This is a genomic window from Flavobacterium sp. DG2-3 (genome assembly GCF_030730925.1).
In the GTDB taxonomy this organism is placed as follows: Bacteria; Bacteroidota; Bacteroidia; order Flavobacteriales; family Flavobacteriaceae; genus Flavobacterium.
Genome location: NZ_JAVAMB010000007.1, coordinates 100,664 through 121,880 on the forward strand (window position 1 = coordinate 100,664; position 21,217 = coordinate 121,880).

Sequence of the window (21,217 nt, forward strand, 5' to 3'; positions counted from 1 at the left end):
ATTTTCGGGATCTCTGAAAAATGTCTAAAAGAGATCTTATTCGTTAATTCGTAACAATACTAAGCTGGGAAAATTTTGGGCTGATCTTGCCATCTTTTGTTAGAATTTTAATGTTCAGCACTTCCTTATTATCTATTTTTATTTTGATTGTTTTTGTATTGGCTGAAGTTATTACCGCTGGCTTTTCATTGATTAAAATAGTAATATTGTCCAAGTTGAATTCATCTAAAACATCTATATTCAAAAACTGACCTTTGCTATTTTTGTTCAGCATTTGATAAGAGATATAGGCACGTGTATTTCGCCAGAACTTTCCGTCCTCGTAACCAGAATTGCTTTTTTCCCCTTTGTACAAATGATCGACTTCCGGCTGCTGTTCACCGCAGTTTATTTTATCTATTGTTTTGGCCTCAAGTGCCATAGCTTCAATTTCCTGCTTCTTCAGCAACTCCTGCTTTTCCTTATATTCTTCTTTGGAATACGTTTGAAAATACATTTGATAGCGGGCATCGTGCACTTCAAAAAAAGGCTCCAATTCTAATGAATCTAAGCGATATCTTAAACTGCCTGCTGCTTTAAGTTTCGATACATAATCTGCTTTGTCCCCAACCAATGCATACGCTTTATCAAGCGGAATAAATTTTCCTTTTGCAGCGTGTCCCATTCGGCTTTCATCTGCAACCAAGCCGTCTAATCCTTCTGTCGAAGTTTTGGCAGCCAATACGATTGGCCCATTGACAAATGCACTCCAATTGGAACCGTCCGGCAGATTTTCTAAATGTATTGACGTTTTAAATCTGACACTTATTTTATCTCCCGTTTTCCATTTTCTTGAAATCGTGACATATTCAGTGGGTTTAGACGCTATTTTCTGTTCTTTTCCATTCACTAATATTTCAAAACTTTCAGCCCATTTTGGATAACGGATATCCAAAGCGAAGTGTTTTGATTTTTTAAGTTTTAAAACTAACTCTGTCTGATTCTCATAAGGGAATTTTGTGGTTTGTTCCAACTCTATACCTTTTTCTTTCCACTTTAAAATCGACGGAATAAAAAGATTTACAAAAAGATCATTTTGTGTATGGCTGTAAATTAATTCTCCATATTTGGTGTGATTTTCAAGTCCCGTTCCCACACAGCACCACATGCTTGTCTGGGGCTGAGAATACACACGGTAATGGTTTGGACGAATAGGCGTGAAATACACAAAACCTCCTTTTTCTGGATGCTGGCTCGAAAGGATATGATTGTAAAGTGTTCTTTCGTAAAAATCCAGATAATGCACATCATTTTTATCTAGAAACAAAGCCTTTGCAAGACGTTCCATATTGTACGAATTGCAGGTTTCCGGTCCTTCATTAGATTTTACCATGCCGCTGAAATCGTTTACAGGATTAAAATGTTCTGCCACACTGTTTCCGCCAAATGCAACTGTTCTTTTTTGCGTTACATTATCCCAAAAAAACTGCACGCCATCTGACCATTCTTTATTATCAGATAGTGCGGCAATCTTTTCAAAACCAACCACTTTTGGTATTTGAGTATTAGCGTGAAGTCCTGTGAGTTTGTCTTCTTTCTGCAATAACGGATTCAGGAAAGCTTTTTGAGATAATTGTTCAGCCGTTTCAAGATATTTTTTGTTTTTTGTAATGATATACAGATCGGCAAAAGATTCATTTATGCCTCCGTGCTCAGTAGCTAAAACTTTCTGGATCTGCTCATCAGAAAGCGGATGGAGTAATTCTACAAACCAATCTCCTAATTTTATTACTATTTCTTTCGCTTTCTTGCTTCCAGTATACTGATAAGCATCAATTAGACCAGCAAAAAGTTTGTGAATGTTGTAAATAGGAACCCAGGTATTATTCAAACCAAAACTGCTTCCGTCTATGTCTCCTTTATGGATTCGATCCCAAAAAACTTTACCCTGCGGAATGCCTCCAACATAGCCATTGCCATTTTTAGTCTGACAGCGCGCCAATTCTGAAAGCATATAGTCTAACCTATCTTTAAGCTCTTTGTTTCCAGTAGATGCATACATCATAGCTAAAGCCGAAAGGTAATGTCCGCCGATATGCCCATCCAATCCTATACTTTCCCAATTGCCATAACGATCTGCTTTTGGCGGAAGTCCAGATTCTAATAAATAAGGCGCTAGAAGTTTGTCAGGATCTAAATCTAAAATATACTTTAGATCTACATCTTGAGCATTTTTAAACGGTCCATCTTTCAGTTGTACTTCGCTTAAATCAAATAACTTCATTTGGGCCGATGTATTGGCTCCTATCATTAAGGCGAATAGGCAAAATAAAATGTTGTTTATCATTATAGATTGAATTTGAATTTATTAAAAGTAAAAAGTATAGGTTTTCCCTTTTTCTGTCATGATATCATACAAGTAAGATGCTTTAATATTTAGCAATTGAATGTTTGAATCTTTAGAAATAATCGGTTTTTCGGTTTCCTCCACCGCATAAAATAGATTTGGGTTTGCACCTGATGCTACTTTTAAATTTTTGTTCTTTTTTAGTATAAGCTTATTAGGAGTTCTTAATCTTAGATTTCCGCCAAGATTAGAATAAACGGTTAAAGCGATTACTTTTCTATTTTTCCACTTTAAATCTTTTATTTCAAAACCTCCTCTCGCTTTTAAACCGCTTATCGATCCGTATTTTTTTAAAGCATCAGGTAAAGCAGGAAGCAGATGAATTGCTCCATCTGAACTTTGCATAAGCATCTCGGTAATGCCAGAAGTACAGCCAAAATTACCATCGATCTGAAATGGCGGATGCGCATCAAAAAGGTTATTATAGGTTCCGCCTCCTTCGTGATTTACGCCAAGCGGTGTCAATTGATTTTGAATTAAGCTGTAGGCATGATTGCCGTCCTGCATTTTTGCCCACCAGTTTGCTTTCCAGCCCATACTCCATCCTGTAGACACATCGCCTCTTTGCAGCAGTGTGTTTTTTGCAGCGGCAAAAAGCTCTGGAGTCCTATAGGCCGAAATCTGATTGGACGGATACAAGCCATATAAATGTGAAATATGTCGGTGATTATCTTTTGGATCATCTACGTCATCAAGCCATTCCTGAAGCTGATTGTATTTTCCTATTTGCATTGGAGGCAGTTTCTTTCTCAGTACTCTAAGACTGTCTGCAAATGCTGCGTCTTTCTGTAAAACTTCTGAAGCTTTTATAAGCGTGCTAAAAACATCAAACACAATTTGATTGTCCATAGTAGAACCTGCTGTCATTGCCGAATTTTGATGTGCCATCGGTGTATTTTCAGGCGAATTTCCAGGAGCCACCACCAGCCATCCGTTTCTGGGATCTTCAACAAGAAAATCAGCATAAAAAGCCGCCGCTCCTTTTAATATCTCGTAAGCAGACTTTAAATATACTATATCTCCTGTATACAAATAATGCTGCCAAACATGTTGGCTTAACCATCCTCCGCCGGCATTCCAAACTCCCCACGTTGCGCCGTCGACTGCTCCATTCACTCTCCAAATATCTGTATTATGATGCGCCATCCATCCTCTAGCACCGTACATTACTTTGGCCGTTTCCTGTCCTGTTTCCGAAAGTTCCTGAATCATTTTCAATAAAGGTTCATGCATTTCAGAAAGGTTTGTTTTTTCAGCTGGCCAGTAATTCATTTCTGTATTAATGTTGATGGTATACTTGCTATCCCATGCCGGTGTCATACTGCGATTCCAGATTCCCTGCAGATTTGCAGCCTGTCCGCCTAGCTGCGAAGAAGAAATTAGCAGATACCTGCCGTACTGATAATATAAGGTTACAAAAGAGGGATCTGACACATTTCTAAAATTAGATAATCTCTCATCTGTAGGCAATTTAGCTTGTTCTGTAGTTCCTAAATCAAGTTTTACTCTTTTGAAATACTTTTGATAAGCGGCAATATGAGCGGTTTTCATCTTATCATAATTCCTTACAAATGCATTATCTAGATAAGATTTAGCCAATTTATTTTCATCGCCGCTTAAATCATTATAATTTACAAAGTTTGAAGCTATAGAAACCATAATCACTACAGAATCAGTTTTATCGACTTTCAGCGTATTGCCAGCAGTGCTTATGATTCCGCCTTCTGCTTTTAATTGCGCTAATGCATTAAACTCAACTTTTCCTTCTATTCCTTCATGATCACTGGTTTTTCCCCAAAGTGAAATTTCATTATTATTAACTGTAATTTTTTGCTTCTTATGTTCTGATGTAAAACCAGCTCTAAATGATAGCTGCCCAGGTTTATCTGCAGAAAGTTTAATAACCAAAACTCTGTCTGCAAAAGAGGTAAAAGCTTCTCTGGTAAAAGTCACTCCATTTACTTTATACATTGTTTTTGCAACTGCATTTTCAATATCCAGTTCACGATAATAATCTGAATAATTCTGATCTGGGAAATTCAGTTCCAAATTCCCGACAGGCTGAAACATCTGCCCATGAGATTTTTTGGTAATGATAGTCTCATTGATCAGTTTTTCGGCTTTTTTATATTCTCCCTGAAAAAGAAATTGTCTTATCTGAGCCAAAGCTTCTTTTGCTAGCGGATTATCATTTCGGTTAGGACTTCCGCTCCAAACCGTGCTTTCATTTAGCTGCAAAATTTCTTTTCCGACATTTCCATACACCATGGCGCCTTGAAAACCATTTCCTATTGGCAATGCGTTTTCCCAAACATTCCCAGAAGGAGTTTTATACCAAAGCTTTAGATCTGATTTCTCTTGAGCGAATATGGATATCGAAAACAAAAACAGAAGATTAAACAAATGTTTTTTCATATTTAATTACTCATTTTAATATTCTTCTCAGCTGGCAAAAGAGCCTGCAAAATTATTGAGACACTCTTTCACTTTCAGGAGCTCCTAAATAAGAAGATTTTAAACCGCCAGTATCAATCAATATTTTTTGAAGTACAATTCCTGGGTCTAAAACTCTGAAACGAAGCTTGTGCGTTCCCGGTTTCAAGATGGTATGTTTAGTTACAGAATGAATCATGTGTTCTGCCTGCCATTTACCTAATTCTCCTTTATAATGCCCATTAAAATTGACAAGCTGCGGTTTTTCTTCATCAAAAGATATTTCGTATCGAAGGCCTTTGTTGCTGTTAAAATTCAGTGTTGGCGCCAATAAAAGTTCCACCTTAAATTCTCCCGTTGAAGCAAAATTGATTTCATACTCTACAAAGACATTATCTTCTGCTGTTGGGTAAATATTTTGCGGAAATGTTGTAATACCGCTCAGCGTTTTTCCAAAATCCGGAATCACATCCCAATGTGTTTTTTTTGAATTATTGGCCTTAGAAAAGTGTTCTGCATGAATCGAAACATAACCCTCTTTTTCTACAAAAACTTTCGGGACAATAATTTCGCTATCAGAAAGATATTTTACCTCAGGAAGGATATTTTTAGGTCCATCATGCCAGGCTTTATAACCTATTCGCATCTGATCCATCATATGAGGCCATTTGCCTCCCGCAATTTCATTGTTGTATTTGTTTTGAAGAATAGAATCGCGCACAAATTTTACTTTAACCTCATCTGCATAATAATTGGCAAGACTATTTCTTTCGGATGCCAGTTTATTATTTTTTGCTTGTGCAAAATACATTTCATAAAGATTGCAGCAGGCATCTATAGGATATAAAACCAGCTGAAAATATGCATCTTTATATTCGTTTGGAAGCTCATTGTACACTCTGTAAGCGTCCAGCGCTAAATTTTTATAGTCAGCAACAACTGTTTCAAACTCATTATAATTTTCTAAGGAATAGCTTTTGCTGTCCAGCATTTCTGGTGTGACACGTCGATTAAATTTTGGATAAGTATTTAATAGTCTGGCAATTTCTTTAGAATACTTATTTCCAAACTGTTCTGCTGCCCAGCTTTCTGTATATTGGAATAGATTCTGAGAGTTGAAGTTTTTAGGATACCAAGCCATGTCTAAAAAGAAGCTGATCGGGAATTCCATTGGTTTTAAATCCCCAACATTCACAATCCAGACTTTATCGACTCCGTTCTCATAACTAAGGTTCATCTGTTCCCAAACTCTTTGTATTGGACTTATGTTTATCCATTTTGAGTTTCTTGGACCTCCAACATAATCGAAATGATAATACATTCCATAACCGCCTTTATGCAGCGGTTTGGAAAGATCAGGTAGCTTGCGGACATTTCCCCAATTGTCATCACAAAACAATAAAATCACATCATCAGGGACGCGCATTCCCTGATCATAATAGTCTTGAACTTCTTTATACAAAGCCCAAACTTGCGGTGTTTTCTCTGGTTTTTTGCCCGTTTCATTCTGAATAATTCTGCGCTGTTCTTTTACAATATTTTCCAGCAGACTTATATTAGTGCCTTCGCTCATTGCTTCATCTCCATCGCCACGCATCCCGATGGTTACCAGTTTTTCCCAATTTTTGCTTCTCTGTATACCGGTTTTCCAGAATTCATCCAGAATAGTCTTGTTTTTGGAATAATCCCAAATATTGGGCAAATTATTTTTCTTTATGTAGCGGCGCCAGTCTGTCTGTGCCAAAGCCATTGGTTCATGATGGGAAGTTCCCATTACAACACCCATTTCATTTGCCAAAGGCCCGCTGGCCGCATCATCGTCATAAAATGCATTTCCCCACATTGCGGGCCAGACATAATTGCCTTTCAGTCTAAGTATTAATTCAAAAACTTTTTCATAAAATTTACTGTTAAAACCACCAAAAGTAGCTTTTGCCCAACCGCTCAATGCTGGTGCTTCATCATTAAGGAAAATTCCCCTGTACTTTACAGCAGGTTCTCCTTCTGTATAAGTTCCCTTAATGAAATAAATATTTTCCTTCTTTTTTATTGGTAAATCTGCCCAGTAATACCATGGAGAAACACCGATCTGTTTAGATAATTCATAGATTCCGTAAATGGTACCGCGTTTGTCGCTTCCTGCTATTAAAAGTGCCTCATCTACGCCTTTGAAAGGATTTTTAACCTGTTGTATGATAAACTTCTCATTTTTGCCTTTGAGTTCTTTTACTTCTATCTTTTTTTGTTTAATTAAATCATCAATAATCGAATTAGATCCGATCATTCCAATAATAATGAGCGGTGCTGCTACGTTGGGGTTCTGATTTAAAATAATGGGACGCTGCCCCGTAACTTTTTCAAAATCTGACTGGAGATTATTTACAGCCCGCAAAACACCTGCATCTAAATTTGAATTTAACAAAAAAGATAGCGATAGAGACTTTTCTTTCAGCACCATAACATTCTGGTTTTTATCTTCAGTTATAAAAGGCTGAGACGCTTTTGATATAATACTTGCTAAAATAATAATTACAGTGCTTATAAATTTCAAATAGTTTTTCATCAGGTATTTTTTATCTATTCATTCCAGATTCTGTTTACTTTAAATCAAAAATCTTTTAATTCTGTTTTTTATTTGAACAATAACTGCGAGTACTGGAACAAATCATGTCTCCATACCGGCCATGTATGTCCGCCGGAGTATTCACTATAGTTATATTCTATTCCAAATTGATCGAATTTCTGCATCATAATTTTACAGTTGTCATAGGCGATATCTTCTTTTCCGCCCATCGAAATCCAAAAATCTTTTAGATTAGCATTAATAGACTGTGCATTATTTTTTATAAACTCATATTGAGGATCTGATAATTTCGGATTGTTTGCCCACCATCCTGAACTGAAAATGCCCAAACTTGAAAACATATTTGAGTTTTTAATTCCAGCGTAAAGTGTCTGTAATCCTCCCATTGACAAACCGGCTAAAGCTCTGTTTTTACTGTCTGTTGCCACCTTAAAATTACTTTCTACAAAAGGTATTGCTGCGTTTTTTAACTCATTCTCAAATGCTTTTAATGTTTCTTCTCCAAAACCTGCAATACCGCCTGTATTTCCCATATTTCCGTCAAGCATCACAATGATCATTTTCTTTGCTTTGTTTTCGGCTATTAAATTATCTAAAATCGCATTTGCTTTTCCCTGCATGCTCCATCCTCGTTGGTCTTCCCCACCGCCATGCAGGAGATATAAAACAGGAAATTTTTCAGCCGAAGCATCGTAACCTGGCGGCGTATACACATACATTTCGCGCCATGAATTGGTTCCTTTAGAAAAGTATTTCATTATCCTTACTTCGCCATGCGGAACGGTTTTCAATTCATAAAAATCGCTTTCTCTTCTCGGAATTTCTATTCCGCTGGCCATGCGTCCCATTCCGTAAAAAGTTTCGCTTGACGGATCCGCAACTGCCATACCGTCAATCAAAAGCGAGTAATAATTAAATCCGCCGTTTATCACATCGGTTGTAACATTCCAAACTCCCTGTCCGTCTTTCTGCATATCGTACTTACGGCCGAGATCTATCTGCACTTTCAATGCCTCAGGGGCGTTGACTTTAAAAATCACTCTGTTGTCAGGCAGAATTTGGGGATATTTAGCATTTCGTATGTTGGTTTGGGCTATGGTTCCCAGAACTGTATATTTTGAAAAGCTTGATTCGTCAACAGGTTTGAACAACAACTGCGAAAACATATACAAACTGTTTTTCCATACTTTAAAATCATGAACTCCAGGTTCCAGATAATAAATATGTGGCACATTATTTTTAAATAAGTAATCGTGAGTACGTTTACTGTTTTCTAGCAGCCAATCGTTATCGCCGCAGGAAATCCAAAGCAGTTTTAGTTTCTTTTTTCTTTCCTCCGGATTTGGCACCAACTCTTCTGTTTTCTTCGTATTTGGTGCGGAAGAAAAACCGCCTATCCAGGCAAATTTATCCAGATTTCCTAAACCGAAATTCAAAGACTGCCCTCCTCCCATAGAAAGTCCAGCAATCGCGCGATGCTCTCTGTCTTTATAAACGTTATATTTTTTTTCGATAAAAGGAATTAAGTCCTTCAATAAATCTTTTTCAAAATCTGCAAATGCCTGTACTTTGTCGGGCGCCATTATATTTCCAGTAGCACTGTCATCTTTCATGGCTCTTCCGTTTGGCATTACCACGATCATTGGTTCTAATCTTCCTTCTGCATACAGATTGTCCAATATAATCTGCGGACTTCCTCCGTTAAGCCATTCTTTTTCATCTCCGCCAATTCCGTGCAAAAGGTATAAAACTGGATATTTTTTACTTTTACTAAATCCAGGCGGCGTATAAATAGTTGCTTTTCTAACTGTCCCGACTGTCTTTGAATCATAACTTACCGTGTCAACTTTTCCTGCTGGAACTGCTGGATCTAACTCGTCAAAACCGACTGGCGCTTGAACTATAAAAGGCTCATTGCGGTTATCTGATTTATAACCCAGTAATGAAAGCATTTTTTCGGCATAACGCTTCCCCAAATCTCCATATCCTTCTGCGCTAAAATGCAGGAAATCTGGAGCTGCTGCAGAGCCTTTTGATGAAATGACATAAGAGGTTGGAATGGTCTTAGGCAGTGTTGCAATGATTTTATTCATGCTCGCGCATTTTCCTTTTTGTTCTTCATGAACTGTTTCACCGGAAAGCAATGGCACTTTTTTAGGATCAAGGTTCAGGTCTTTCATTAAGTTATCGTATACTATTTTGACCTTTTTGGGCCATAGCGTATCGCCTGTATTAGATTCTCCCTGATGCAGTAAAATACCTTTTATAACTCCTGTCTTTTGTGCAATTTTTGCCATTTCAACCAATCTTGCATATGGACTTCCGTTATATTCTTTGATCATACCCAGCATCCAGTCTGGCGCTGTTTTCATGTAATTCTCAAAGTTATCTTTATCAAAAAGTTCTATTTTACATCCTCCGACAGCTACATTTACTACTCCTACTTTTATGTTTTTAGGAAGATTTGCCACCATGGTTCTTCCAAAATTGTCTGTTAATGTCAATCCTGTTTTGCATCTGCATAATGGCGGTATTGCGGTGTACCATTTTCCCATTTCTCGATTCAAGTCCGGACAGTTTACGGCTTCCAGAACCTGAAATCGCGGGTCGACGTTTATTTTGTCTTCAGCTTCTATCGGGGCAGCACCTTCCATATTGGACTGTCCAAAACTTAAATAAACATGAAAATTTGGATCCTGAGAATATCCATTCTGTGCTGTTAAAAAAAGAACCCCTATTGCGAAAAATCTGATTATTGATTTCATGATATCTTGTTAAATTGTTTTTTGAACTAAATAGAATTTCACTTTAATAAATTCAAGTCTATTGCTTCTCCCATTCTCTGATATCCTAATTCATTAGGATGCAAAAAATCGCCATCATGCATATTAGATAAAATAGTTTTTGAATCCGTTTCCGAAGACATTTCCTTATCAAAATCTATTACTGCATCAAAATGGTTATTTCGAATCCATGCATTTACGATATCTCTTGCTTCTTGTTTAAAAGATGCATCATAAAATGATTTTTGAAAGGGCAGAATAGTACAACCATACACTTTTATTCCTTTAGCATGTGCTTTTTCTATCATGATCTTATAAGCATCTATAATTTCCTGTGCTTTTACAGGAGCATCTTCCGGACGTTTAATTCCTCCTATATCGTTTATTCCCTCTAAAATTACAACCCATTTTATACCTTTCTGCGAAAGTACATCACGATCAAAACGGTCCAATGCTGTTGGGCCTAATCCACCTTTCACAACACAATTTCCTCCTATTCCTAAATTTAAAACCCCAATATTTTGAGTTGCTTTATCCACTGCCAGTCTAGCTGCCAGAATATCTGTCCAGCGATTTTGTCTGTTTGTTCCGGAACCTCGGCCGTCTGTAATGGAGTTTCCTAAGCAAACAATATTAGAAGCATTTTTTGGCGCTATCACATCGAGTCCGGTAATGGAATACCAATGATCTGTTTTAACTGCACCTGAAAAAGCCGCATTATCCAGATTATCTCCTTGTAAAATATAAGATGTTGTTCTCGATCCAGGATGTCCAGTTGTTTTTTGTGATGAAGTTCCGTAATAAATAGTTATGGCGAGCAGCTGCCCTGGTTTTAACTGAAAATTCAATTTATCTGAAAATACTTCTTGTCCTGGATTTAGTGTTATTTCTTGATTTCCATTAAAACTGAGATTTTTCTGTGTGTTTTTATCAATTGCGGGAGCCTCAAGAACATTGGCTATACTAACTTTTTTTAAAACTGTAATCTGATCACTGAATACATTTGAAAAACGCAGTCGAATATGCTCTCCCCCAATCGAAACTTTTATAATCTGACGAAGAGTATTTTCAGCCAAACCTGGAACTGGAGGCATATTGTTTGGTTCTACAAGCATTGGCGCACAAGCCCATGATCCGACCCAATTTACAGTTGCTGTGTCAGATGAATTCGCTAGTGGCTGATTGGCCTTACATCCTATTATTAAAGTGAAAAGCTGTAAAAGCAATACATATTTTAAATATCTTTTTATCATTTCTACTAAAATTTGATGACTGCTGTAATTAAAAAGCAACTCCCATAAATCATTTTTTAAATTAAAATAAATGGGAGTTTTAAATTTTTATTTTGGATGTGAATTATTCGATGAAGTGGCATATAATCCTACCAAAGCACCTGTAAATCCGCCAGCGACATTTGTTGAAAGAATATCTCCTGAAACCGGATTTCCCAGATTTTCAAAATCGCCACCATTCAAAGCATAGCTAAATTGATAATTATCTCCCGCTGCTTTAACTTGCAGGCGTACAGAGCCTTTCATTTCTATTTTTGCACTTGACACAATTTCCGATTGCCCTTTTTCTGTTCTTTCCAACAATATATAGGTGTCTTTCCCTTTCTTAGTGATACCAAAAACGTAATTGTACCTTTCATTCTGCAGACATACTATTCCTGCCAAATCTTTTTCTGATTCTGGTTTATAATCTAATGTAGCCGTGAAAGAAAAAGTATTGTGCTGCTGCCTGTAAAATAAGGTAGAGGTTGGTTTTAATTCTTTAATGTTAACCGGAAATGGATTAATCTGCAATCCTTTTTTAACAATAGAACTAAAATGTTCCCTAGGTCCACGCAATCCTATCCATCTGTAATCTAATTTTTTTGAAGTAAAATTCTCTGTAAATGTAAAGTTGCCATTAGGGAAAAAACCATCTTTTCCGGTTTTGTTTACAACACCATTTGGCATTTTTAGTTTTGGTACCATTGGAACTAAACCGTTCTCAAAAACAGGGAAAGTACCTGACCAGTCTACCGGCAGCATAAAGGTTTCACGTCCTGCATTTACTCTGTCTTTTTCGTTTGGACGAATTCCTAAAAACACGCCGTAATATTTATTATCCGGGCCAAGCACTAAATCTGCATGTCCAGCCCAATCTATTTTGTCTGGTCTGTTTTGAGGGAAATATCTCTGTGTTAGAATTGGGTTATTAGATGCTGGCTTAAAAGGCCCTTTTGGACTATCGCTAATAAAGACAACTTCACTATGATTTCCTCCTGTACCTCCTTCAGCGCACATCAAATAGTAATGGTTGTCTTTTTTATACAAATGAGGAGCTTCTATCCAAATTGGTTTTTTAGAAAGGTCAACTCCGCCATCTACAATAATTTTATCAGTTCCCGGAATTACCTGATCTTTTTCCAAATCATATTCCCAAACTTTGATTACACGATGTCCATTGTACAGCTCTTTTCCTTTGTCAGGAGCATCATTGTGCACTACATAACCTTTTCCGTTGCCATCAAAAAAGATAGACGGATCTATTCCGTCAAAAGCTAATTTAATTGGACTTCCCCAACCTTTTTTAGGATCTTTAGTTTTTACAATGATATTTCCTAAGCCTCCTGTAAAAGCAGTAACAATCATGTAGAAAGTATCATTATGTGGATTATAAGTAATTCCAGGTGCATAAACTCCAGCACTAATTCCTGTATCATGAGGATTAAACTCTGAAACTTTATTTAATACCCCACCCAAATCAGTCCAGTTTACCAAATCTTTAGAATGAAAAATTGGCACTCCAGGAAACATGGCAAATGAAGAGCATACCATATAGTAGTCATCACCTTTTCGGGTAATGGCTGGATCGGGATAGCATCCCTGAAGAATTGGAGAATAAAACTCATCTTCTTTTAGCGGATTGTTTTTATAAATCCGGTCATCTCCATTGTATACAACATTTAAAAAAATGGGAGGCTTGCCATTTTTTATTTTTTTTGTGCTATTCTGCGCCTGCAAAAGCAGTGAGCACAGCAGTATGGCTGCAGTTAAAAAAAATACTCTTTTAATGTTCATGTTCATTATTATTGATAAATATTTTAAAGAATAGTAAAAAGCCGAGAGCATGGCTCCCGGCCCCAACCAAACTAACTTAGATCTTAATAGAAGCTGCTTGTAAGATTAACGCTATTATGAATGCTAGTTTAATAAATCAAATTAATATCCTGGATTCTGATAAGCTGCTTTTTCGTCAGCAGACATTTCCATACCGTCCAGCTGTCCTTGCGGAATAGGTCTCAGATAATGATGTGGATCAATAGTTCTGGTTATAACTTCAGGCGTATGCTGTCCGTAATTAGAACCTCCTATAGAATATTTGCCAGCTATTTCATTCCATTTCTGTGTTCTCACTAAGTCATACCAGCGGTATCCTTCGCCAAAAAATTCACGAGAACGTTCTGCCAATATATAGTTAATATCAATTACTGCTGGAGTTGCGCTTGTCATTGCTGCACTGTTATCCTGTATTTTAGCCGTATTTCCATTATTATCCCATTTCCATTTTCCTGCTCTGGCTCTCAATACATTTACAAGCGATCTGGCGCTCCAAGATCCTGTAGCTCCTTTTACCGCTGCTTCGGCTGCAACAAGGTACAATTCTGAGAATTTTGCTACCGGGAAAGGTCTTGTGCTTCCGGCATTTGGCTGCCCTAGTCCTCCAGCATTATCTGTTCTGTAAGGCCCTAATTTCCAGAAACCCGGATAAACAATTCTGCTGATACCTTTTGGAGAAATCACATAATCTGCTCTTCCCGGCAAAACTCCTGCTCCAACTCCACTGTCTCCTTGTCCTGAAGGATAAGTAATTGCCGTTAGCGGTTCATCATTTAGGAATGTTAAAACAGCATCTCCCGGTTTAATCGTTAAACCATTCGCATTGGTCAGCGTTGCTACTTCTGTAAGACCTGTTCCTTGAAGATTCCAATTCCCTCTAAAAACTGCGGCAAATGTTCCGTCGTATCTGGAATCATTTGTTTTATCTGCAAAAGTGTTGGTGAAAACTTCAATAGGAGGAGCCATTCTTGTCCATGGACGCCCTAAAAACTGATTTGCTTCTCTTTGTACCGAGGAAACAGCTGCCGTTCCGTTTTTGCTTCTGATAGCAGTATAATTCCAAGTTACCATCCATCCTGCAAAATTATCTGGGGCACCACCGCTGCCATAAGTAAGGCTGGCTCCATTATAATATTCACTCTCCTGTGTATGATCAGCAAAAAGCATTACTTCTTTATTTCTGTCATTTGCTCCCGCATTAACATCGTAATAAGAATCAAGCAATCCGTAAGATCCCGGATTATTTATTCCTTCTACGGCCAGATCATAAGCCTGTTGAAAATACCATTGCGCATTATGTCCATCAGGATCTGTTCTTGGACTATCCGGATAAGTTGGAATATTATTTGGGTTTTCGAGCCACCATCCATAGGTAAGATAAGCCTTTGCTAAAAATAATCTTGCTACGGTTTTGGTTACAGTACCGGTTAATCGAGGTGCATCAGGAAGATCCTTAACTGCCGTAATTAAATCTGGAAAAATAGCTTTGGTGTATACTTCAGGAACTGTGTTGCGTTTAGAAGATCTTGAAGGTTTACTGTTAAACTTTAATTCCCCTGCCCCTAAATCCATTGGCACTCCTCCAAATGTCTGTACCAATAGAAAGTAATCAAACCCTCTGAAAAATTTAGACTCGGCAATTAAACTGCTCGCCACTCCAACTGCTGCTCCATTTTCGATAATGCCACTTGCGGTATTGATATCATAATAAGAGTTATTCCATAAAACGTCTGAACGACTTGAATTGGGATTAATAATACCAACACCTGATAAATCATGGTCTTTAAAATTCCCGTCAGCACTTTGTGCATACGTAGCTTCATCTGTTCCAGTCTGGCAGGCATTATAAAAATAAGCCTGACCATAAATCCAACGTAAGTGTGCATAATGAGAGGTCAATCCCTGTTTAACTCCCTGCTCTGTTTTGAAATACCCTGGTTCATAAAAATCATGAGGTTTTTCCTCCAATATATCAGAACAACTGCTTGCTAAAAGTAAAATGGCAGATCCTATAATTACATTTTTAAAAATATATCGTTTCATAGCTATGTGATTAGAATGTTAAATTAAGTCCAAATAAATAATTTCTGGTGGTAGGTGTGTTAGTACCAATAACAGAGAATCTTCTCTGATAAGAGGCTACTGCCTGATTTTCATCACCTAATGAATTTGTCTCAGGATCCATTCCAGATTTGTCATGATAAGGAGAAAATAAAACAAATGGATTCTGGGCTGTAAAATATAGTCTTAGTTTATCAATCCCCAACCCTCTTGTAAAGTTCTGATCTATAGTGTAACCAAGAGTTAGTGCTCTAATTTTTACATAAGAAGCGTCAAAATATCCCATTGTTGACATGTATTTAGGGTTATCGCCACTTCTGATGCCTCGCGGATTAGGAAACTCTGCATCTCTGTTATCCGGAGTCCAATAATCAACATCCACATTGCTGCGACGTCCGTTTAATAAGTTCAAGTAACTTGCTCCTCCGTACAAAGTACTAATCAGCACTCCACCGCTTTTAAAAGCGCCTACTGCATTAAAATCAAATCCTTTGTATGTAAGATTCGTATTGAAGCCTCCCTGAAAATCAGGATCAGTTTCGATAATCTGGCGGTCGCTTGCATTAATGGCGCGAGCTGGCGAGCCATCAGCATTATACTCTCCCGTGTATTTAACCTTGATTGATCCTACTACTGTTCCCTGTTGGTTAATTCCGGTTGGTCCAGGTTCTAAAATTGACATATAAGGATCGCCTTCCTGCCAGATTCCAATATTTTCATAATCATAGATTGAATTTATATTATATCCGACAAACCAATTGTTTGCTTCGTCACGACTGGCACCTGATGCTAAAGCAACAAGTTTGTTCTCATTTCTGTAAAAATTAACTCCCACAGACCATGTTACCCCATTAGGATTATCAAGAATAACTCCATTCAAAGATATTTCATACCCTTTGTTCTGTGTTTCTCCTACGTTGGCTACATAACCGCTTACTCCAGAAGTTGCTGGCAATCCCACGCGTTGCAGCAGGTTTTTCGTATTTGTTTTATAATATTCAACTGTACCCGATAAACGGTTGTTAAAGAATCCAAAATCCAAACCATAGTTCCAGGTAGTTGAAAACTCCCATCCTAAATTAGGATTAGGCAATTCTGTTACGTAAACTCCTGTTGAATTAGTACTTCCAAAATTGTAAGGTCTTGTACTTAATGCCCCAAGGGTTGCATAAGGAGCAACTGCCTGATTTGACGTTTCTCCATATCCTGCTCTTAATTTCAATAAACTAATATTTTTAACATCTTTAAGGAATGATTCATTCGAAATTGTCCATCCTGCAGATACTGCTGGATAAGTCACCCATTTGTTTCCCGGAGATAATCTTGATGAACCGTCTGAACGCACCGTCCCCGATATAAAATAGCGGTTGTCATAAGAATACATTAACCTTGCCATATAAGATGTTAATCCCCACTGGGTGTAATCCTGATCTGTCGGATTAATTACAGCTTCCTCTTCACTCTGTCCTAAATTATAAAACTGAAAGGCATCAGAAGTAATTCCGTTTCGAGTCACTCGGGAACTCTGACCTGTATATTGTTCATTTGAATACAATCCGACAAAATTTATAGTGTGTTTCTGTGCAAAAGTCTTATCATACGTTATTAAGTTTTCCAAAAGCCACTGAGTAGACCATCCATTCGTGATTGCCGCATTTGACAATGTTGCAGGATTAACGTCAAAAACCCCTTGTCCCTCATAATATCCTGCATTAGAGGTGCGGAAATTTAACCCTGTATTAAGTCTGTATTTCAATCCGTCGATTCCTGGAATTTTAACCTCAGCAAAAATGTTGTTATAAGAACTAAAAGCCCTATTCAAATTAACGTATGAATCTCCAAGGTTTCTGATTGTTTGTCTAGTATAAACCCATTTATCATCTGCCGCCATACTTACTGTTCTTTTTAAGGAACCATCTGCATTGTATGGATTCGCCAATGGCGAAGTACCTAAAACTGTTCCTGTTCCAATATTATCCCCATTAGTTATACTGAAATTACTGTTGGTGTTAAATCCAAGACGTATCGATCTGTTAACCTGCTGATCCAATCCTGCTCTTAGGCTAAAACGCTCATATTTTTGTCCGGGCAATACTGATTCTTCTTTATAATAACCTAAACCAGCATTATAAGCTCCGCCTTCACTTCCTCCTGAAACACCTACATCATGACTGATCATTTCACCCGAACCGTACAATAAATCCTGCCAGTCTGTATTTACATTTCTTTTTTCGTCAACACCATCTACATACAAGCCTGTATAATCACGAAGTGCAGCGAACTTAGAGGCATCCATCATAGGATACCTTGAAAAAACCTGTTTTATTCCGCTAAAGCCGTTGTATGAAAATGTTGCTTTTTGATTTTTTTTCCCTTTTAAAGTAGTCACTAAAATTACACCATTTGCTCCACGAGAACCATAAATAGCAGTTGCAGAAGCATCTTTTAGAATATCAACCGACTTGATATCAGCAGGATTAATATCTCCTATGGAACCTGCAAACGGAACTCCATCCAGCACTACCAAAGGATCATTACTGCCTGTCAGGGATCTGGTTCCACGTATTCTAATCTGCATGGCTGCCCCAGGTTTAGAAGATGTCTGGGTCATTTCAACTCCAGGCAGTCTTCCTTGCAAGGCTTGAGTAATATTAGCCGCAGGCACTTCATTTAATTCCTTCCCTCCCAATGAAGCAACCGATCCCGTAACGGCTTCCTTAATTTGAGTACCATATCCAATAACGACTACCTCTTTTAAGTTATTTGAATCTTCCTCTAAAAGGACATTGATTTTAGTTTGCCCATTTACATTAATTTCTCTGCTTTTGAAGCCTATAAAACTGAAAACGAGTACACCATTTGAAGGAGCATTTATAAGATAGTTTCCGTCGAAACCGGTGCTTACCCCGTTTTTTGTTCCTTTTAAAGTAACATTCACTCCCGGAATTGGGCCACTTGCGTCCGAAACTGTTCCTGTAACTGTTGTTTGTGCCTTCATTTGAAATGACACCAAAAACAACAGAATCAAAAAACCGAAACTCCTTAGATGCTCCGATTTACTTGTAATAAAAAAACTATTCATAAAAAATGGATTTAATTATTAAAATTGGTTTTTGTTAGTTAGTATTCCTATACACTTTCATGCTATGTATTTTGGTATTTTTATAAGTGTATTTATTACAAATATAACAAAACATGCTTTAAAAACAATCGGTTGTGTAAATTATTTTTTATTAAGTATAAAAAAAATAGGCTCAAAAAAAATACTTATCTCATATATAATCAAAAAAAAATGAATATTTACTAAATTTAACTACAACGTTGTAGCTAAACTTGATAAAAAAATATCATTTGATAAAAATTGTTAAAGAAAACACAAAAAGAATCTGGTGTTTCTTTTATCACTTCAAAAGACTTAAAAAGCAGCTATCAAAACGTAGAAATACAAGTAATTACTAAGAAAAATACTAATACTTACAAATAAGTCATTAATCATATCATTATTCATATTTTATAAAAAATAAAAACAATCGATTGCTTTCCATAAAAAAACCTTCCAACATTGCGATGGAAGGTTTCATAAATTAAAAACAGATTTATTTTAAAAAATTAACTACACTTTCAAATCCGAAATAAAAAGATTCATTTTATATTGTGCGGGACATAGCTAATAACTTTTTACAGCTATCATATTCACAGCTGAAAGCAATTTAAAAAATTCAGGCAAATAGTATTCAAAAATTGAAGTTGAATTTTGTGCTCCACAGCATATCACTTTCCAATATATTTAGACAATAGAATTTTGCGGCTCGATAGGAGACTCCCTCTTCTTTTTCATCTAAGGCATTAACTAGTCCTCTCTGTAAAATCTTCCTTCTAAAATTGACTTTGTTAATTTCGATTCCTAATATCTCCTCATACAAATGAATTACCTGAAGCAAGGTAAACTTTTCAGGTAAAAGTTTAAAACCTACTGCACTGCAACGCATATTCTTTTTTAGTTCCCTTAGACTAAAGTCTAAAATCGGTAGATGTTTCTCTTCCAGACAATCCACATCATTTACAGCAATCCAATTCATGTCCGAACTCAGGTTTTCATTATCGGCATCCGTTTCCCCTCCTCTTACCAAGGCATAAAATCCAATCGAAACATTCTCTCCAAACAAAGAAGAATCGTATTCGAATGCTTTTAACTGTTCTAAAAAGAAATCATCTGAAAAAATAGATTCTCGTACTATTTTTTGTGCTGTCTTGAACATTGTCTCTCCTAAAGGTAATGAAGCACCTGGCAATTTCCATTTGTCTTCCGTAAAATCACTTTCATTTTTAATAACGAGCACCTTTAGCTTTCTCTCTTCAAGACAGAATATTGTGCACTTTATTTCTATATTATTTTTACCGCTTATGTCATTGCATCTACGTTTTCCCAATTCCTCCTTTTTCATAGAAACAAAATTAAATCACTATCAATCAAACGACCTTCTTATTCCATACGGATCAATTGTAACAATTGATCCGGCTTCTAAATAATCTATTTTAGTTACTTTTATGCTTCGTAAATGGGTTACTCCTTTAGACAGACTCGAATCGTGGTAAAACAAATACCACTCACCTTCCACTTCACAAATCGAATGATGTGATGTCCATCCTAGAACAGGATTTAAAACCCTTCCCTGATAAGTAAAAGGTCCATAAGGATTTTCACCTATCGCATAGCAGATAAAATGTGTATCTCCTGTTGAATAAGAGAAATAATATTTTCCGTTGTATTTGTGAACCCATGAAGCTTCGAAAAAACGACGATTATTATCACCTGCAAGAATCTCCTTTCCTTCTTCATCCAAAATTTTAATTTCTTTTGGTTCTTCCGCAAATTCAAGCATATCATCTCTTAACAAAGCCACAATTGGCCCTAAAGCTTTTTCTTCCGCCAAAGGTTCTTCGTTGTCTTCATCAAACTTATTATTACGGTATTTTTGAAGTTGTCCGCCCCAGATGCCACCAAAATAAATATAGTGTTTGCCATCTTCGTCTTCAAAAACAGCCGGATCAATACTGTAACTCCCCTTTATAGCATCAGATTGAGGTATAAAAGGACCTTCTGGCGAATCCCCTACGGCCACTCCAATCTGAAAAATCCCGTTGACACGTTTGGCTGGAAAATACAAATAGTACTTTCCATTTTTATGCGCCGCATCGGGTGCCCACATTTGTTTTTCGGCCCAAGCCACATCATCAACATGAAGTGCTACTCCGTTATCCACAGCTTCATAGGATATCGTATCCATCGAAAAAACGTAATAATCCTCCATCCTGAAATGGTCTCCGTTATCGTTAAACGGAATTCCGGCATCTATATCATGCGACGGATAAATGTAAATTTTTCCATTGAATACATGCGCCGAAGGATCGGCTGTGTAAATGTGGGATACTAAAGGCTTTGAAATCGCCAGATCATTAATTTGCTCGAAATTAATATGTTCAATGCTTTTTTCAGGCATAGTGGTGTTCTATTAAATAATTTAAACTCTTTTCTCTTAAAACCCTCTTATTATCTCACATTATTTGAGAAAGGACTTACTTAAGATGAGAACAAGGATTAATGAATGTAGCACATACACTTACTGCTATTCTTTTTAATGAAGCAATTATTCATTTAAAATAAATAAGCAATCGGTTGTGTAAAATTATACAAAAAATTCATATATTACAAGTATAGAGAGTGTAATTTAGGTTATTTTAGCTAAACAATCGATTGTTATATAATTTATCAAAGTGTAACCTATATTTAGTATTGCCACTTAATAATGATTTAATATTTTTAACTCATTATATAGGAGTAATGCTATATAAAATCTAATTT

At 36.8% G+C, this 21,217-nt stretch carries 10 protein-coding genes; all 10 read right to left on the minus strand.

The window, feature by feature from the left end; genetic code table 11:
• Window positions 1-43: 43 nt before the first annotated feature.
• Window positions 44-2,263, minus strand: a complete 2,220-nt coding sequence (locus Q9Q97_RS11705; RefSeq protein ID WP_306157171.1) for a glycoside hydrolase family 127 protein — start codon at window positions 2,261-2,263, stop codon at window positions 44-46.
• 84 nt (window positions 2,264-2,347) lie between these two features.
• On the minus strand, window positions 2,348-4,801 hold the full coding sequence (locus Q9Q97_RS11710) for a glycoside hydrolase family 95 protein (RefSeq protein WP_306157173.1): 2,454 nt from the start codon (window positions 4,799-4,801) through the stop codon (window positions 2,348-2,350).
• Between the two features lie 52 nt (window positions 4,802-4,853).
• Window positions 4,854-7,382 (minus strand): glycosyl hydrolase 115 family protein, encoded by a 2,529-nt coding sequence (locus Q9Q97_RS11715; protein ID WP_306157175.1) that lies wholly within the window; start codon window positions 7,380-7,382, stop codon window positions 4,854-4,856.
• A gap of 68 nt (window positions 7,383-7,450) precedes the next feature.
• Window positions 7,451-10,168: an alpha/beta hydrolase-fold protein gene (locus Q9Q97_RS11720; RefSeq protein WP_306157177.1), complete on the minus strand. Its 2,718-nt coding sequence runs from the start codon at window positions 10,166-10,168 to the stop codon at window positions 7,451-7,453.
• 38 nt (window positions 10,169-10,206) lie between these two features.
• A complete protein-coding gene (locus Q9Q97_RS11725; protein WP_306157179.1) occupies window positions 10,207-11,439 on the minus strand; it encodes an SGNH/GDSL hydrolase family protein in 1,233 nt (410 codons plus the stop codon).
• A gap of 87 nt (window positions 11,440-11,526) precedes the next feature.
• Window positions 11,527-13,254 carry a glycoside hydrolase family 43 protein gene (locus Q9Q97_RS11730; protein WP_306157181.1) on the minus strand — a complete coding sequence of 576 codons (1,728 nt, stop codon included), beginning with the start codon at window positions 13,252-13,254 and terminating at the stop codon, window positions 11,527-11,529.
• 141 nt (window positions 13,255-13,395) lie between these two features.
• Entirely contained in the window at window positions 13,396-15,336 is a 1,941-nt protein-coding gene (locus Q9Q97_RS11735) for a RagB/SusD family nutrient uptake outer membrane protein (protein WP_306157183.1), read from the minus strand.
• A 10-nt stretch (window positions 15,337-15,346) separates the two neighbouring features.
• A complete protein-coding gene (locus Q9Q97_RS11740; RefSeq protein ID WP_306157185.1) occupies window positions 15,347-18,436 on the minus strand; it encodes a TonB-dependent receptor in 3,090 nt (1,029 codons plus the stop codon).
• Window positions 18,437-19,088: 652 nt separating this feature from the next.
• Window positions 19,089-19,799, minus strand: a complete 711-nt coding sequence (locus Q9Q97_RS11745; protein WP_306157188.1) for an NUDIX hydrolase — start codon at window positions 19,797-19,799, stop codon at window positions 19,089-19,091.
• A gap of 21 nt (window positions 19,800-19,820) precedes the next feature.
• Entirely contained in the window at window positions 19,821-20,855 is a 1,035-nt protein-coding gene (locus Q9Q97_RS11750) for a glycoside hydrolase family 43 protein (protein ID WP_306157190.1), read from the minus strand.
• Between the last annotated feature and the right edge of the window lie 362 nt (window positions 20,856-21,217).

Bases quoted from the DNA above. Each gene is read 5' to 3' on its own strand.
- Q9Q97_RS11745 (WP_306157188.1), bottom strand. From the start codon at position 19,799: ATGAAAAAGGAGGAATTGGGAAAACGTAGATGCAATGACATAAGCGGT.
- Q9Q97_RS11750 (WP_306157190.1), bottom strand. From the start codon at position 20,855: ATGCCTGAAAAAAGCATTGAACATATTAATTTCGAGCAAATTAATGAT.
- Q9Q97_RS11740 (WP_306157185.1), bottom strand. From the start codon at position 18,436: ATGAATAGTTTTTTTATTACAAGTAAATCGGAGCATCTAAGGAGTTTC.
- Q9Q97_RS11730 (WP_306157181.1), bottom strand. From the start codon at position 13,254: ATGAACATTAAAAGAGTATTTTTTTTAACTGCAGCCATACTGCTGTGC.
- Q9Q97_RS11720 (WP_306157177.1), bottom strand. From the start codon at position 10,168: ATGAAATCAATAATCAGATTTTTCGCAATAGGGGTTCTTTTTTTAACA.
- Q9Q97_RS11715 (WP_306157175.1), bottom strand. From the start codon at position 7,382: ATGAAAAACTATTTGAAATTTATAAGCACTGTAATTATTATTTTAGCA.
- Q9Q97_RS11705 (WP_306157171.1), bottom strand. From the start codon at position 2,263: ATGAAGTTATTTGATTTAAGCGAAGTACAACTGAAAGATGGACCGTTT.
- Q9Q97_RS11725 (WP_306157179.1), bottom strand. From the start codon at position 11,439: ATGATAAAAAGATATTTAAAATATGTATTGCTTTTACAGCTTTTCACT.
- Q9Q97_RS11735 (WP_306157183.1), bottom strand. From the start codon at position 15,336: ATGAAACGATATATTTTTAAAAATGTAATTATAGGATCTGCCATTTTA.
- Q9Q97_RS11710 (WP_306157173.1), bottom strand. From the start codon at position 4,801: ATGAAAAAACATTTGTTTAATCTTCTGTTTTTGTTTTCGATATCCATA.